16 protein-coding genes are annotated in these 15,428 nt (G+C 32.2%); 6 read left to right on the forward strand and 10 right to left on the reverse strand.

The annotated features are described in order from the left end of the window. Positions 1 to 175: 175 nt before the first annotated feature. From ACJTHF_RS02435 to ACJTHF_RS02445, 3 genes are read right to left on the reverse strand one after another with little or no spacing between them, the layout of a single operon-like run. Entirely contained in the window at positions 176 to 2,107 is a 1,932-nt protein-coding gene (locus ACJTHF_RS02435; protein WP_084755144.1) for a fructose-specific PTS transporter subunit EIIC, read from the reverse strand. Positions 2,108 to 2,125: 18 nt separating this feature from the next. Further along, positions 2,126 to 3,037, reverse strand: coding sequence for a 1-phosphofructokinase (gene pfkB, locus ACJTHF_RS02440; RefSeq protein WP_058591645.1), 912 nt, complete (start codon positions 3,035 to 3,037; stop codon positions 2,126 to 2,128). Next, entirely contained in the window at positions 3,034 to 3,795 is a 762-nt protein-coding gene (locus ACJTHF_RS02445; RefSeq protein WP_107609209.1) for a DeoR/GlpR family DNA-binding transcription regulator, read from the reverse strand. The genes pfkB and ACJTHF_RS02445 overlap by 4 nt, the downstream gene beginning before the upstream one ends. 173 nt (positions 3,796 to 3,968) lie before the next feature. Between ACJTHF_RS02445 and ACJTHF_RS02450 the strand changes: the two genes are divergently transcribed. Beyond that, entirely contained in the window at positions 3,969 to 5,162 is a 1,194-nt protein-coding gene (locus ACJTHF_RS02450; protein WP_058591646.1) for a M20 metallopeptidase family protein, read from the forward strand. A 69-nt stretch (positions 5,163 to 5,231) separates the two neighbouring features. Here the strand turns inward: ACJTHF_RS02450 and ACJTHF_RS02455 are convergent, their stop codons facing one another. Both ACJTHF_RS02455 and ACJTHF_RS02460 read right to left on the reverse strand, forming a co-directional pair. Continuing rightward, positions 5,232 to 6,140, reverse strand: a complete 909-nt coding sequence (locus tag ACJTHF_RS02455) for an aldo/keto reductase (RefSeq protein ID WP_232156609.1) — start codon at positions 6,138 to 6,140, stop codon at positions 5,232 to 5,234. 11 nt (positions 6,141 to 6,151) lie between these two features. Then, positions 6,152 to 7,081, reverse strand: coding sequence for a CobW family GTP-binding protein (locus ACJTHF_RS02460; protein WP_078355495.1), 930 nt, complete (start codon positions 7,079 to 7,081; stop codon positions 6,152 to 6,154). Positions 7,082 to 7,284: 203 nt separating this feature from the next. Between ACJTHF_RS02460 and ACJTHF_RS02465 the strand changes: the two genes are divergently transcribed. After that, a complete protein-coding gene (locus ACJTHF_RS02465; RefSeq protein WP_025904738.1) occupies positions 7,285 to 7,731 on the forward strand; it encodes a MarR family winged helix-turn-helix transcriptional regulator in 447 nt (148 codons plus the stop codon). A gap of 95 nt (positions 7,732 to 7,826) precedes the next feature. Here ACJTHF_RS02465 and cydC read toward each other — a convergent pair whose 3' ends face one another. Together cydC and ACJTHF_RS02475 are read right to left on the reverse strand one after the other, a co-directional pair. After that, on the reverse strand, positions 7,827 to 9,494 hold the full coding sequence (gene cydC / locus ACJTHF_RS02470) for a thiol reductant ABC exporter subunit CydC (RefSeq protein ID WP_232156623.1): 1,668 nt from the start codon (positions 9,492 to 9,494) through the stop codon (positions 7,827 to 7,829). Further along, entirely contained in the window at positions 9,491 to 11,104 is a 1,614-nt protein-coding gene (locus ACJTHF_RS02475) for an ABC transporter ATP-binding protein/permease (protein ID WP_078355966.1), read from the reverse strand. The genes cydC and ACJTHF_RS02475 overlap by 4 nt, the downstream gene beginning before the upstream one ends. Before the next feature lie 160 nt (positions 11,105 to 11,264). On the opposite strand from ACJTHF_RS02475, the gene ACJTHF_RS02480 reads away from it, so the two are divergent. The 3 genes from ACJTHF_RS02480 to ACJTHF_RS02490 all read left to right on the forward strand — a co-directional run bounded on the left by ACJTHF_RS02480 (position 11,265) and on the right by ACJTHF_RS02490 (position 13,486). After that, positions 11,265 to 12,110, forward strand: a complete 846-nt coding sequence (locus ACJTHF_RS02480; protein WP_058591649.1) for an undecaprenyl-diphosphate phosphatase — start codon at positions 11,265 to 11,267, stop codon at positions 12,108 to 12,110. An 84-nt stretch (positions 12,111 to 12,194) separates the two neighbouring features. Beyond that, a complete protein-coding gene (locus tag ACJTHF_RS02485; RefSeq protein ID WP_232156625.1) occupies positions 12,195 to 13,031 on the forward strand; it encodes a hypothetical protein in 837 nt (278 codons plus the stop codon). Next, a complete protein-coding gene (locus tag ACJTHF_RS02490; RefSeq protein ID WP_058591766.1) occupies positions 13,031 to 13,486 on the forward strand; it encodes a YaiI/YqxD family protein in 456 nt (151 codons plus the stop codon). The genes ACJTHF_RS02485 and ACJTHF_RS02490 overlap by 1 nt, the downstream gene beginning before the upstream one ends. Positions 13,487 to 13,504: 18 nt before the next feature. On the opposite strand, the gene ACJTHF_RS02495 is transcribed toward ACJTHF_RS02490, so the two are convergent. Then, on the reverse strand, positions 13,505 to 13,756 hold the full coding sequence (locus ACJTHF_RS02495) for a hypothetical protein (RefSeq protein WP_078355492.1): 252 nt from the start codon (positions 13,754 to 13,756) through the stop codon (positions 13,505 to 13,507). Positions 13,757 to 13,831: 75 nt separating this feature from the next. Between ACJTHF_RS02495 and ACJTHF_RS02500 the strand changes: the two genes are divergently transcribed. Then, entirely contained in the window at positions 13,832 to 14,401 is a 570-nt protein-coding gene (locus ACJTHF_RS02500) for a TIGR00730 family Rossman fold protein (RefSeq protein ID WP_058591650.1), read from the forward strand. On the opposite strand, the gene ACJTHF_RS02505 is transcribed toward ACJTHF_RS02500, so the two are convergent. Together ACJTHF_RS02505 and ACJTHF_RS02510 are read right to left on the reverse strand one after the other, a co-directional pair. Then, entirely contained in the window at positions 14,376 to 14,846 is a 471-nt protein-coding gene (locus tag ACJTHF_RS02505; RefSeq protein WP_078355491.1) for a DUF523 domain-containing protein, read from the reverse strand. The genes ACJTHF_RS02500 and ACJTHF_RS02505 overlap by 26 nt on opposite strands. A gap of 12 nt (positions 14,847 to 14,858) precedes the next feature. Further along, on the reverse strand, positions 14,859 to 15,398 hold the full coding sequence (locus tag ACJTHF_RS02510) for a GNAT family N-acetyltransferase (protein WP_058591652.1): 540 nt from the start codon (positions 15,396 to 15,398) through the stop codon (positions 14,859 to 14,861). Positions 15,399 to 15,428: the final 30 nt, after the last annotated feature.

Here is a 15,428-nt window from a genome sequence, read left to right on the forward strand (position 1 = left end):
ACCATTTTCTACATATTATAATAATTTAATCATATAAAAATTTCCCCAACTTTTCAATTTTAAACATGTTAAATCAGCATCATACTTTTGGCCGAGGATTTAAAGCACTGACTAAAAAAGCTGTCTACAAAGTCACAACTCTGTAGACAGCTTTTAATTTAACACGATATATTGATTATTCTACTTCTTCTGCGATTTCAAGTTGCTCTTTCGTTAATTTAGGTTTAATAACACCATAAATAATTGCTGCAACTAATGCACCGACAACTACTGCTAGTAATGTTTGTAACACATGACCGAAGTCAGTTGCAAATATAACAAAGATACCGCCATGTGGTGCTTGAATTCTTGAACCTAATCCTAAAGCTAACGCTCCACCAATACCTGAACCAACCATCATTGATGGAATGACACGTAATGGATCTGCTGCTGCAAATGGAATAGCACCTTCTGTAATGAATGATAACCCCATCACATAGTTTGGAATAATAGAACCTTTTTGTGCTTTAGTAAATTTCTTTCTAAATATTAACATCGCTGTTGCTATTGCTATTGGCGGAATCATACCACCGACCATAGCTGCAGTAATTGCTGCTGCGTTTCCTTCAGTTAACGCTGCTGTCGCAAATACATATGCCGCTTTATTAAATGGACCACCCATATCAATTGCCATCATTGCACCAAGTACTAAACCTAATAACATAATATTAGAACCAGATAAGTTATTTAATCCGTCTAATAATAAATTGTTTAACCATGCTGTTGGTGGATTTACCACATACACCATAAGTAACCCAGTAAGTGATACTGATAAAATTGGATAAATTAATGTAGGTTTTAAACCTTCAAACATTTGAGGTAAGTTCTTAAATACATATTTGATACCTTCTGTTAAGTAACCTGCAAGGAAACCAGCGATAATACCACCTAAGAATCCTGAACCACCTGCTACTGCTAGCATACCACCGACTAAACCAGATGCAAAACCAGGTTTATCTGCAATACTTCTAGCGATGAAACCTGCTAAAATAGGCACGATTAATTTAAATGCACTTTCACTACCAATCGACCATAAATTAGCTGCAAATTCGTTATATTGTCCGCTCTTTGGATCGAATGAGTTTTCACCAAATAAGAATACGATTGCCATCAAGATACCACCAGATATAACAAGTGGTAACATATTAGAGACACCATTCATTAAGTGTTTATATATCGTCTTAGACACACTTTGTTTTTCATTGCTAGAAGCACTACTTTGTTTCACACCTTTAGCTACGAATGGTTTGCGTGATGTGTCTTGTGCCATATTGATTAATTCTTCTGGGCGTTTAATACCATCAGCAACCGGAACTTGAATCACATTCTTACCATCGAAACGATCTGTTTCAACATGTACATCTGCTGCTACAATGATACCTGATGCTTTTTCAATTTCTTCATCAGTTAAATGATTTTTAATACCACCTGAACCATTTGTTTCAACTTTAATAGGTACACCCATTTTTTTAGCTTGATTTTTCAATGCATCTGCAGCCATATAAGTATGTGCAATACCTGTAGGACATGCTGTTACAGCTAATACAAGTCCTTTTTCTGAATCCGCTTCTGCATTCGTTACAGCTGCTTCTTCTGAAGATTCATCTGAAGCTTCATCATCATGCTTATTAATGATATTTAACACTTCTTCTTTACTTTTTGCTTGTAATAACTCTGCTCTTACATCTTCATCCATCAAAATGCCTGAAAGTTTAGCAAGGGCATCTAAATGTGTTTGTGCACCACCAGCTGGCGCTGCAATCATAAAGAATAAATGAGCTGGTTGCATGTCTAATGATTGATAATCTACACCTTCAACAGATTTACCAAAAGCAATCGCAGCGGATTGTACAGCATCTGTTTTAGCATGAGGAATCGCAATACCTTCACCAATTCCTGTTGTACTTTGTGACTCTCTTGCATGAATCGCCTGTTTAAAAGTTGCTTCATCGCTTAATTTCCCAGCGCTGTTTAATTGCGCAACTAACTCATCAATGACTTGATCTTTACTTGTTGCAGAAAGATCCATTGCAATAGTTTCCTTCGTTAATAGTTCTGTAATTCTCATTTTAATAACCTCCCTATTTTAAACATGTTTAATGATTACTTTAGAAATTATTTTTTCTATATCTTCTATATTAGCTAAGTCCGCATTAAATGCTGTTGCTGTACCACAGCTTACCGCTAATTTAAATGCTGATTCTATGTCTTTGTCTGCTTCTAATCCTGCTACCATACCAGCAACAGTACTGTCACCTGAACCAACTGTATTCACAACTTGACCACTTGGTACGATAGCTTTTAATCGTGTTTGTTGATCCACATAAATAGCACCTTCTCCACCGAGTGAAACGATGACTGCTTGAGCACCTTCATTTAATAATTGCTCAGCACATTCAATGACTTCTTGATCCGTTTCAATTTGTGTATCAAATATTTCTTCTAATTCATGTTTATTTGGTTTAACAAATTTCGGATTATATGCTAGTACTGATTTCATCAAATCTTTCTCAGCATCCACGATTAAATTCGCACCAGTCTGTTTAAGTATTTCTGCTACTTCTTGATATACTGGATTTTGTAGTGAACTTGGTACACTGCCCGCAATTATAACCGTATCTTCTGATTGCGTATTTTTCATTTTCGTTAAAAATTCTTTGTAGTCATGAGGTTCAATATTTGGCCCCGGTCCATTGATTTCAGTTTCTAAACCAGATTTCAATTTCACATTTATTCTTGTATCATCTTTAACTTCTACAAAGTCAGTTAAGATGTTTGCTTGATTAAGTGCATCTTTAATAAAATCTCCAGGAAATCCACCTATAAAACCTGTCGCTGTGCTTTTGATATCTAATGTTTGAAGTACTCGAGAAACATTAATACCTTTTCCACCAGCAAACTTGTTTGTTTCATGTGCTCTGTTTAATTCACCTACTTCAAATTGATTTGTAAACATTACATAATCAATTGATGGATTAAACGTAACTGTATATATCATTTTAGTCCTCCGTTAATTTTATATTTTTCTTTAAATTGATTTAAATTAGTTAATGTTTGAATCGCTTTGTGAGAAGTTAATATTTCTATTGATTTCTTATATGTCACTTCCGCAAACGATACTTCATTAAATTTAGAATGATCTATCAAGACATATACTTGAGATGCTAAATGAATAGCCTTTTCTTTCATTTCAGATTCGTACGGGTCTGGTGTCGTTAACCCATAGTTCAAATCAATGCCATTCATACCAATAAAAGCTTTGTCAAAACGATATCTTTCAAGGGATTTAACTGCATTGACGCCTATATTCGCAAATGTCGTTGCTTTTACTTCTCCACCTGTCATATAAACCGAAATGCCTTTTTCTAATAACGGTCTTACATGTGTTAAACCATTTGTTACAACGATAATATCTTGTTGTGTAATAAATGGAATCATTTCTAAAGTAGTTGTCCCAGCATCTAAATATATCGTATCTCCGTCTGAAATTTGACTGACAGCTAATCGTGCAATCTCTTGTTTTTCATCTTGATGTCGCGATTCTTTATCTGTCATATTACGCTCTTCATGGCGCTTTGCAATTTGAGTTGCACCACCATGAACTCTTTTGAGCAAACCTCTTTCTTCAAGTTGAGATAAATCTCTCCTAATTGTTGATGTACTTGAATTCGTCAAATTAATAAGTTCTTGTAGAGATACTGTTTCCCGTAAATTAATCTCTTCTAATATTAATTGGTGTCTTTCAGTCGTTAACATACAATCTCCCCTATTCCTCTACATAATAAAACGTTTTCATTTCAATGTCAATCACTTTCGTTCACTTTCAACCAAAATCAACCAAAAATTTTTAGTTGTTTTATAAGTGCAATCATTTTATACAGTAAAAGATTACTGTTATACTTTTCTAGTATAATTTTAGGAGGTAAATCATGAACAATTTAAAAGAAAAGCTTTTTAACCTAATTGAAAAGAAAGAAAGTGACATGATTGATATTAGAAGGCATTTGCACCAACACCCAGAACTCTCATTTGAAGAAGCGCAAACTGCTGAATATATTAAATCATTTTACGAAGGCAAAGATGTTAAAGTAACACAACCTTTAGAAAAAGAACATGCTATTATTGTAGAAATTAAAGGTGGTCAAGAAGGTAGAACGATTGGTTTAAGAGCTGACTTTGATGCTTTACCTATAACTGAAGAAACAGATGTTCCTTTCAAATCACAAAATGAAGGTGTTATGCATGCTTGTGGCCATGATGCTCACACTGCTTATTTAATGGGACTTGCAGATGCACTTATTGAAATTAAAGAAGAATTACCTGGCACAGTTAAAATCATTCATCAGCATGCTGAGGAGAAACCTCCTGGTGGTGCTAAAGCACTTGTAGAATCTGGCGCACTTGATGATTTAGATGAAGTTTATGGTATCCATATCGTTCCAGTAGCTGGACCTGAATTTATTGGTTACAATAAAGGACCATCATTCTCAGGAAGTTCAACATTCAAATTGACGATTAATGGTTTAGGCGGACATGCAGCAAGTCCACACAAAACACATGATGCATTAGTTGCTGGGACAAACTTTGTAAATGCTATTCAAACGATTGTATCAAGACGTATCGATCCATTAGATATGGGTGTCGTTACGATTGGCGCATTCGAAGCACCAGGTGGATACAACGTTATTCAAGATAGCGTTACAATCAAAGGTACTGCTAGATATTTAAACCCTGAATTAGAAGAAACAATGTATCAAGAAATCAAAAAAATTGCAGATAGTGTTGCAGTTGGATTCGATATTGAATATGACTTAGATTATCAATTTGGTTATCCTGTACTTTACAACCATCCAGAACAAACTGATAAAGTAGCAGAAATATTATCAAATAGTAACGGCGACTATTTCCAACAGTTAGTTGAAATACCTCAAGTTACAGGATCAGAAGACTTCGCCTACTATCTACAAAAAATTCCTGGTTCATTCTACATTGTAGGCAGTAAACCAGAAGGCGTAACAGAACCATATATGAATCACCACCCTAAATTTGATGTGAATGAAGATTGCTTGCAAGTAGCAGCAAAATCTTTAGCAGAAATTACATTAAATAGATTAGAAAAATAAATATTAATATAAAAAATGAGGCTGGAACCTGTATATTGGTTCCAGCCTCATCTTTATATCATTATCATACTATAGTATATCTTCACCACGTGATGCGACATAAATATCGAACCACTCTTGATCTGTTAATTGTAATTTCGTAGCATCTACAGCTTCGTCGACTCTTTCTATCTTACTTGAGCCTACAATTGGCATTACTTTTGATGGCAATCTGAGTAACCAACTGTAAATGACCGTGCTTACTGATACGTTATATTTTTCTGCTAATGGTTGTATAACTGCCATAATGCGTCTTGCTTTTTCATCAGTTTGATCAAATAATTTACCGCCAGCTAATGGACTCCATGCCATTACTTTAACATCATGTTGCAACATTCTATTTAATGTACAATCTTCAATATTTTCAAGTTGATATGGTGATACTTCAACTTGATTGACTGAGATATGAGACATTTCTTTCTTCAAACTTTCATTTAATAATTCATATTGATTGCATTTAAAGTTTGAAACACCGAACGCTTTTATTTTTCCTTGTTCAACTAAATGCATCACTGCACGCGTCATTTCATCTGGATCCATTAATGGAGATGGACGATGAATCAGTAGTGTATCTATGTAATCTGTCTTAAGATTTAAAAGCGATTTATCAACTGATTCAATAATATGATTATAACTTTGATCATATCGATGACCAGTATTTTTAGCGATTTGATCATTCGGTAAAATAATACCGCATTTTGTGACGATTTCAATTTTCTCTCTTAAATTAGGTGTTAATGCTAATGCATCACCAAATAATGATTCACATGTATAATTACCATATATATCAGCATGATCCATTGTTGTAATGCCTCTATCAACAATTTCATGTATAAAATCATTTAATTGTTGATTGTTATAACCCCATTCATTCAATCTCCAAAAACCATGTACAATTCTAGAATAACTAACATGTTTATTTATACGAATTCTTTCCATCCCATCATCTCCTAAGAAAAATTCAACATATCTAACTTGTTGCGAATACTTGCTTTATCTATAGATTCACCTATTATGACAATTGTTAAAGGCATATTCATTATTTCTGGTTCATATTGAGGTACCCCAAATGCATATTGAAATAAATAGGTTTGTTCTGGTTCTTCCCTAAATTTGAGAAATCCTTTAATTCTAAGAATCGAATCAGGTAATTGTCTTAAGAAATTCATTAATAGTTTCATTTCTATGGGACCACTAAATGTATAATTTATGGATTGAATACCGTGATGATGACTATGTTTAGCTTGAAGTGACAAAACTTCATTTACAGGTATTTCAACACCATCAATATTTGAAAACTGCGTAAAGTGTAGCACTGGTTGATGTTTGATTGTTTGTAATGACGTTTCTAATGATGCTTTTTCTTCAGCAGATAATTCATCAGACTTATTAATAATAATCAAATGAGAATATAACATTTGTTCTTCCATTAATTGTTTCGTCTGAACGGTATATCTCGATCTTTCTAAATATCTTTTCCCGTCCATTACACCAATAATTGTTGGCATTTCAACTTTATCTACTAATGTAGGGTTTTGACATGCATCCACTACTTCTACAGGATGCGCAATACCAGTAGCTTCAATTAATACAAGATCAGGCTGGTCTTTATGATATAAATTATGTAATACAACTTCAATATCATCTTTCAATGAGCAACATATACAACCATTTAATAAACTTTGAGTAGAGACATCATCACCTAACAAATTACTATCAACATCAAAAGAACCAAATTCATTCATAATGATTGCGACCTTTTGGCCAGAGTTTTTTGCTTTCATGATGAGTCTTTGAAGTAATGTTGTTTTACCACTTCCTAAAAAACCTGTCAAAATTGTTACTGCCATTTTATTTTTATTCTTCATACTTTGACTCATATTCAAACCACCTTTCTGTAATTATATGATATAAGTTCAGAAACTACAAAGACTTAAAGTTCATCCTATAACTTATACTTTAAATATTCATAAATTACACATCACTAAAATATTTACAAAATAAAAATATTCATTATATAATGAATTAGGAGATTTCAAAAAAAAATAATGAACCATTGCATTTGTAGTTTGGGGGAAAGATTATGCCGGATAAATTAGATATCCAAAACCAATTGTGTTTTAATTTGTATAATGCGCAACGACAAGTTAACCGCTATTATTCAAACAAAATTTTCAAGACGTACAATATTACATATCCACAATATTTAGTATTAACGATTTTATGGGAAACTGCACCGGTCAATGTCAAAAAGCTTGTAACAGACTTAGCCCTAGATACAGGTACTGTATCCCCTTTATTAAAAAGAATGGAAAATTTAGATTTAATTAAACGTGTACGTTCTGAATTAGATCAAAGAGAAGTGTTTGTTCATCTAACTGAAAAAAGTGAACAAATGAAACCACATTTACACCAAGCTTCACATTTAATTCAAGATGTATCAGAGTTAAATGATGAAGAAACCAATCAATTAAACAACTTATTACAAAAATTGATCAATAATGTAGATAAAATCAATCAAGAAAAATAATACAGCAAGCCTCTATCATCTTGCTCAAAATAAATAAGCATATCACGCAACTGAATTCTCAGTTTAAAGTGATATGCTTATTTTTTATCTATTATTTAATCTAATTGCTCATTATATTGAATGACTTTATATAAATAACCTTGTTCTTTAATGAGTTGTGTATAACTACCTTGCTCTATGATATGTCCTTCATTCATAACGATTATATAATCGAAGTATTGTAAATATTTCAAGTTGTGCGTCACAATTACAATCGTATCGTCTTTATTTAATAAGAGATTCATAACATTTTCTTCATTTTCTTCATCTAATGAAGCTGTTGGTTCATCAAGTAACCATATTTGTGCTTTCCTTAACAACAATCTTGCTAAAGATAAACGTTGGCGTTCCCCACCTGAAATATTCTCAGCATTTTTAGTTAGCTGCTGATCTAAGTTTAAATGCTTTAAATTCACAGCAGCAAGAACGTTAGTCATAAGTTCATCTTCCACATCAATTAATAAATTCTCTCTTACTGTGCCTTCGAAATAATGATTATGTTGCAACATTGTATTGATTCCATTCACATAATCTTCCTGAATCATATGAGACAACTGTTCACTTTTATAGGATAAACTGCCATCATTCACACTATATAATCCCATTAATATATTGAGCATCGTTGTCTTACCTGAACCTGAAGGACCTATAATAGCTACATGATCCCCTTTATTTATTTCAAAGTTAATTTGAGATAACGTTTCTCTTTCTTGGAAGTCATATTTAAACATTACATTCTCTGCTTTATACAATGCATGATTTTGAACTGAACGTTCTTGAGGCACCTCAAATGATTGATTGATGACTTCTTCAATATTTTTAAGACTTCGCTCTGTATCCGCTTTGTAAAATGCAACATTAGTCATCGGGATAGCTTGTTCAAATAACGTAATTGTAATCATTAATATACTCGCAAAGAATACAGCGTTTAATACACCGTCTTGTATTTGCCAAAGACATAAAATGGTCATACACCAAATACTCACCATAGATGATAAATTCAGCATAAAGTCATAAGAACTTAAAAATTTCTGTTCTTTATATTTTCTATCTTCATATTGGTATTGTTTATTTAAAACTTTCTCTTTAAATGCACGATATTGTTGGAATCTTTTTAATTCTGAACGTCCTTTTTCAAAATCAAAGTATTCAGCCACATATGCTTCTTCACTTTGTTGAACAGCTTCAGCTAAGCTTTCAGCTCTTTTAGCTGATAAATAAGGGATGACTATGACTGACATTAACATTGAAAGTCCTATAATCACACCGACATATATATTGAAATTAATCATCACGAGTATTGTTATAAATGTCGTAATGATAATAACAATTGGTGGATAATATACTCTTAGTAAAATATTTTGTAATCGTTCAACATGGTTTACCATTTGCGTTAATAAATCACTCGAACGGTATCTTCTAAATACGTTTGGAACAATTGGGATGAGTTGATTAAATAAGTTAACACGTATATCCCTCAACATTGTAAATGTAGAACGATGCGAATATAATCTTTCGAAATATCTAGTAATTGCACGAACAAAACCAAATAACTTAATAGATACAATTAAAATCATTAATGCATATAAAGGTGTTCCAAGTGCACTTTTAGATATCATATATCCACTTAATGCAAACATTCCAAGTGCAGTTAGCATGCCAAAGACGCCTATTACAATAGAAAGATAGAAGTCTTTATCAAATTTAATTTTTATTTTTTTCATGACATACCACCACCTTTTTGAGATGCGTCATATGATTGAACTGTTCCATTATGAATTTCTATAAAATCAGTGGCATATCTCAACACTTCTTTTCGATGCGCGATTGTGAGAATAGTCTTTTGATGCGCAAATTGGTTAACAGTTTGCACGATAAGTTGTTCGGTTTCAATATCTAATCCAGTTGTTGGTTCATCAAAAATAACCACATCTGGATCAAGTAATAGTAATCTGGCTAGTTCTATTCTTCTCATTTCTCCACCAGACAACATTTCATAACCATCACCAATCATAGTATGCATACCTTTAGATAATTGTTTTACTTTTTCAAGTAAGCCCACTTCAGTTAACACTTCATTAACACGTTTTTCATCATAATTTTGGAACATCGTGACATTTTCATACAAAGTTGCGCTAAAAATATAAGGTCTTTGAGATAAATAACCCATTTTTAGTGGTTTTTTATAAATAATCTTACCTTCATTGAGATTTAATTCATTTAACATAAGTTTGATTAATGTCGATTTACCAGCACCACTCGGTCCAATAATTGCTGTATGATGATTTTCTTTTATACTTAAATTGATTTGATCAAATGAAAAATCTTTACGCTCTGGGTAAGTGAATGATACATGATCAAATTGAATGAGATCTTCATCATTAATATTTGAGTCAATATGAATGTTTGAAGCTTGTATAGATTCTTCATTACTCATTTCTTCAATCAATTCAATATAACCTTCACTTTGTTTACCCGTATGGAAAGCTTGTCCTAGGTCTTTAATCGCATTATAAAATTCTGGTGCTAATAATAAAGTAATGATGGCAACTACAAAAGATACATCGTGAAATACGATTAATCTTAGGCCAACTTCAAGTGCCACAATACCTATTCCAAGCATTGAGATAAATTCCAACATTAAGCCTGATAAGAAGGCACTTTTCAAAATTTCCATTGTTAAATCTCTAAATGACGTACTTGATTTATAGATTTTTTCAGTCGTTTGATGTGTTCGATTGAATAGTTTTAACGATACGAGACCTTTTGTTAAATCTATAAATTCTGCTGCAAATTGATCTAAAGATTGCATTTGGTCTTTCGCTTTATCACGAGTTCTTAGTCCAAAGACAATATAGAACAGTGGAATAAATGGCGCTGTAATCATCATAATTAAAGCAGCTGGCCAATGAATAAAGAGTAATGTAATGATAATCGTTACTGGGATAATGGTTGATTTGAAGACTTGAGGCAAATAAGATTCATAAAAAGGATGTATACCCTCAACCACTTCAGTAATCATTGTTATTTTAGTTCTATCTGTTTCATTATTTATCAATTGATGTCTAACATCTCTTTTAACTTTATAAGAAAGTTTTTGTCCTGATAATTGATTAAGGTAGTTAAAGCATGCTCTTAAAAGCAATACAATGAGCAAGATTGCTAGCCATAAATAAAGTTGTTGACCATTTGATTTTACGACGAGCATTTGGTTAATAATTTTCCCTAAATATATATTTTGAAATACGACTGTTATACTTAATAAAAACGAAGCGAGAAACATAAATATTTGCAACGTTTTATAATGCATACTATACTTTGTTAAATCTTTCACAATCTCACCACCTTGTTCCATTATAACGCCTTTATGAAAAAAATAAACTAAAATGTATTATTAAATATTAGCATATTACATTGTAATATTTGGTACAATAATGATACGGTGATTGTCTCTAGATAACCACAGACTTTCATAAAAATAGAGGAGCAAAGCTATGTTTATATTAGAATTAATAAAAGCCATTATATTAGGTATTGTTGAAGGTTTAACAGAATTCGCACCTGTTTCATCTACAGGACATCAAATTTTAGTAGATGATATGTGGTTAAAGTCTAAAGCCTTTCTTGGAAGCGAATCAGCATTCACATTTAAAGTTGTGATCCAATTAGGTTCGATCCTTGCAGCAGCATGGATATTTAGAAATCGATATTTTGAAATGTTACATATTAAACAAAACGAACAGAAAAAAAGAAAATTAAAATTGTCACATATTATTGTCGGGCTTGTACCAGCTGGTATTCTTGGACTATTATTTGATGACTTTATTGAAGAACATTTATTTAGTGTTCCAACTGTATTAATCGGTTTATTACTTGGGGCTATATATATGATTGGTGCGGATATGTATTCTAAACGCGTCACAAATCCACACAAAGTAGATGATATGAACTATCCAAAAGCATTTGTAATTGGTCTATCTCAAGCAATTGCATTATGGCCAGGATTTAGTCGTTCAGGTTCAACCATTTCGACAGGTGTCTTCTTAAAGTTAGATCATAAAGCTGCTTCTGACTTTACGTTCATAATGGCAGTACCCATTATGTTTGCAGCGAGTGCAAAAGCATTACTTGGAAATCTACAATTTATAACATTGGATCAAATACCTTTCTATATTGTAGGGTTTATCGCATCATTTATATTTGGACTTATTTCTATTAAATTATTCTTAAAACTGATTAATAGAGTTAAATTAATACCTTTTGCGATTTATCGTATTATTTTAGTTATTATTATTGCCATTGCATATTTCGGTTTTGGAATTGGTCAGAATATCGGCTAACGTATCGTACCAATCGTTTGAAGATTATGATATAGGGTATTGGAATAAGATATATTATAAGAAATGACTACGGAGGAATGACTCATGAATGATAAAGTTAAATTAATTGTTAACACATTACCACTTGTATTAGTTCCATTAATTAGAGAACGCAAAAAAATAAAAGAACATCCAGATGTTAAACATGTAACTGAAACGACTGTTGATTTTTCACATAAAGTAAAAGATAAAACAATCGAAACGAAAGATAAAGTTGCAGAAAAAACACAACCTGTAAAATCATATGTTGTTCAAAAGAAACGTTTATATGAATATAACAAACAAATGAAACAACCTTTTAAAGAAGAACAAAAAGAAGCAAAACAACAACAAAAAGAAATTGATCATTTAGATAAAAAACTTCAAAAAAATATCGATGCTCGTAATAAAGAAGAAGAAAAAGCACAAAAAGAAAATAAAAAAGCGCGTATTAAAGAATTGACTCATTACCAAAAAGCTGAAGAACAACAAGCTAAAAAAGGTGAAAAACTTCAAAAAGAAAACGAAAAAGATGTGACGAAGTTAGATAAAAAGTTACAAAGTAATATCGAAGCGCGTGAACAAGAAGAACAAAAATTAGAGCAACAAAACAAAGAAGAACGTATTAAAGAAATAAAGAAATATGAGGGACATCAAATGAACACAGCAACTACACAAAGCAGTAATGCAAAATCAATCAACGACGTAAGCTCTAAACAAGCAAAACCAAACATTCAAGAATTAGTCAATGAAAGAGTTAGAAATGAGAAAAAAGAAAAATCTAGTCATCTTCTATTTAATCAACATAAATCGTCAATGTCTCAACATATCAGTCAATTTCCATATGATGAACATACGACTGAACACCAAAAATCTAAGAAAAGATTTCGTCGCAATAAATGATTAACAGAATTATTATAGATGGAGATGCTTGTCCAGTTACGGATGATATCATTCGCTTAACTCAACATACAAGCATCTCTGTTCTTATTATTAGAAGTGTTAACCATTTCTCACTAAGGGAATATCCCGATTATGTTTCAACAATATATGTTGATCATGGTTCAGATAGTGCAGACTTTAGAATTGTCAAATTGACGCAACCAGATGATATCGTTGTGACGCAAGATTATGGACTAGCGAGTCTTTTATTAAATAAAGCCCTTCATGTTATCCACCATAAAGGTTACGAGTATACGCCTCAAAATATTGAACAACTGTTAACACAAAGACATATTTCTGCTCAAGTACGTCAACAAGGTGGTAGAACGAAAGGACCTAAAAAACTCACACAAGATGACCATAAAGTTTTTTCAGAATTTCTATCAAAATTAATAAAAAAACATTCTGGACAATGATAATCGTCCAGAATGTTATTATTCTATCATTTGTTTTTTAGCTTTTTCTAAATTAACTTTATCTATTTCTTTCATTTGTTCTAATTCTAAACGCATCTTATCCGTCTCTAATAGATAGTTCTCATGCTTTAATTTTTCAAGCTCTAATTCATCTTTAACACGTTGGGATTTAATTTTTTCTATTCTAACCGTTTTACTTTGGTGGTTTTTTATAAGACCTGCTACTGATGAAATAAGCACAATAAGCACGACCATTAAAAATATATTCACAGTTATACCCCCTTCTTAAATAAATAGAAGTATCTTTTAAGTTATTATACTACATATGCGAGAGGAGTAATATATATGAAGAAAATTGCTGTTTTCTGTGGCGCAAGTAAGGGAAATGACCCAATTTATACAGAACAAGCTTATGTGTTAGGTAAATATTTAGCCGAAAATAAATATGAGTTAGTATACGGTGCCGGATCAACTGGTATGATGGGAGCAGTTGCCAATGGTGTCATTGACCATGATGGTATTGCTATTGGCGTAATGCCAAGATTTTTAGGAGAACGTGAAATCGCTCATGAGAATTTAACAGAATATCATGTTGTCGAAACAATGCATGAAAGAAAACAAATGATGTCTGATATGGCTGATGCATTCATTATGTTACCTGGTGGTGCTGGTTCTTTAGAGGAATTCTTTGAAATTTATACATGGTCTCAAATAGGACTACATCATAAACCAATTGGTGCATTAAATACTAAACAATTTTTCAATCCATTAAGTTTAATGATTGATCATTTAATATCAACTGAATTTATCAGTTCAGATTATAAAAATTTAGCGATTATTAAAGAAAATATCGATGATTTATTTAGTGCTATGAAAATGGCACAACCCGTTAAACTTCGTGATTATCAAAAATAGTTAAAAATGTTTTTTCATCATAGACGTTAATACCATTTAATGTAAAGAGGGCTGTCGTAACACCGACACCTTCTTTTTTATTTCCCGTAAATGTACCATCGTATATAACAGTACTACCACATGAAGGACTGTCACTTTTCAGAATAACTGTATCGGCATTTAAATCTTTAATAATAGAGAGTGCACGTTTAGCGCCTTCTTTAAATTGTATTGTGACATCACGACCTGCAACAGTCATGACCTTTGCTTGATCATTCCACACATCATAACCATCTCCTCCGATGATTTCTGCTGGTTCTCTAGGAACTTGTAAGCCACCTAATATTTCAGGACAAATACTAATTGCTTTCTTCTCATCTATTAGATTCTTATAGAACAAATCTAACTTATGGTTGCCATCATACCTTACTTTTTCTCCAACTAAACATGCACTAATAACGATCATATCATCTACTCCTTACAATACTTTATGATATAAAACATGTGCTGCTAAATCATCATCATATATGACTTTTGGATGTAAGAAATTCCTAATATGGTTCATTTCTAATTTTTCCATGACTCTTCTGGAAGGTTTATTAATTTCCGACGTAAAACTATACACTTCATCGATACCTTTTGATTTAGCATATGTTAATACTGCTTCCGCCGCTTCTGTTGCTAACCCATTACCCCATACATCCTTATCCATGCGCCAACCTATTTCATAAAAAGGTAATTCTGGGAAACTTAATTCGCTACCTTCTGGAATATAATTCAAACCTACCATACCAATAAAGCTTTTAGTTTCTTTTAATTCCACAGCAAATAAACCAATTTCATGTTGATCGATGACCGATTTCATTTGGTCAATCATATTTTCAGTCGCACGATAGCTCAATATATCTGGAAAGTACCTTCTCACTTCAGGACTTGCATTCATACTTTGAAATAATGCAACATCCTCATCTTTCCAATTTCTAAGTATTAAACGTTTTGTTTCAATGTAATGTTTCATTTCATTCACCCAACCTTTATCATATTCAAA

It is taken from the genome of Mammaliicoccus sp. RAM2, from assembly GCF_045897195.1.
In the GTDB taxonomy this organism is placed as follows: Bacteria; Bacillota; Bacilli; order Staphylococcales; family Staphylococcaceae; genus Mammaliicoccus; species Mammaliicoccus sciuri.

Coding starts and splice junctions, on each gene's coding strand:
- ACJTHF_RS02445 (WP_107609209.1), bottom strand. CDS start 3,795: ATGTTAACGACTGAAAGACACCAATTAATATTAGAAGAGATTAATTTA.
- ACJTHF_RS02485 (WP_232156625.1), top strand. CDS start 12,195: ATGAATGATAAAGTTAAATTAATTGTTAACACATTACCACTTGTATTA.
- ACJTHF_RS02505 (WP_078355491.1), bottom strand. CDS start 14,846: ATGATCGTTATTAGTGCATGTTTAGTTGGAGAAAAAGTAAGGTATGAT.
- ACJTHF_RS02435 (WP_084755144.1), bottom strand. CDS start 2,107: ATGAGAATTACAGAACTATTAACGAAGGAAACTATTGCAATGGATCTT.
- ACJTHF_RS02510 (WP_058591652.1), bottom strand. CDS start 15,398: ATGAAACATTACATTGAAACAAAACGTTTAATACTTAGAAATTGGAAA.
- ACJTHF_RS02465 (WP_025904738.1), top strand. CDS start 7,285: ATGCCGGATAAATTAGATATCCAAAACCAATTGTGTTTTAATTTGTAT.
- ACJTHF_RS02450 (WP_058591646.1), top strand. CDS start 3,969: ATGAACAATTTAAAAGAAAAGCTTTTTAACCTAATTGAAAAGAAAGAA.
- ACJTHF_RS02455 (WP_232156609.1), bottom strand. CDS start 6,140: ATGGAAAGAATTCGTATAAATAAACATGTTAGTTATTCTAGAATTGTA.
- cydC (WP_232156623.1), bottom strand. CDS start 9,494: ATGAAAAAAATAAAAATTAAATTTGATAAAGACTTCTATCTTTCTATT.
- pfkB (WP_058591645.1), bottom strand. CDS start 3,037: ATGATATATACAGTTACGTTTAATCCATCAATTGATTATGTAATGTTT.
- ACJTHF_RS02480 (WP_058591649.1), top strand. CDS start 11,265: ATGTTTATATTAGAATTAATAAAAGCCATTATATTAGGTATTGTTGAA.
- ACJTHF_RS02500 (WP_058591650.1), top strand. CDS start 13,832: ATGAAGAAAATTGCTGTTTTCTGTGGCGCAAGTAAGGGAAATGACCCA.
- ACJTHF_RS02460 (WP_078355495.1), bottom strand. CDS start 7,081: ATGAGTCAAAGTATGAAGAATAAAAATAAAATGGCAGTAACAATTTTG.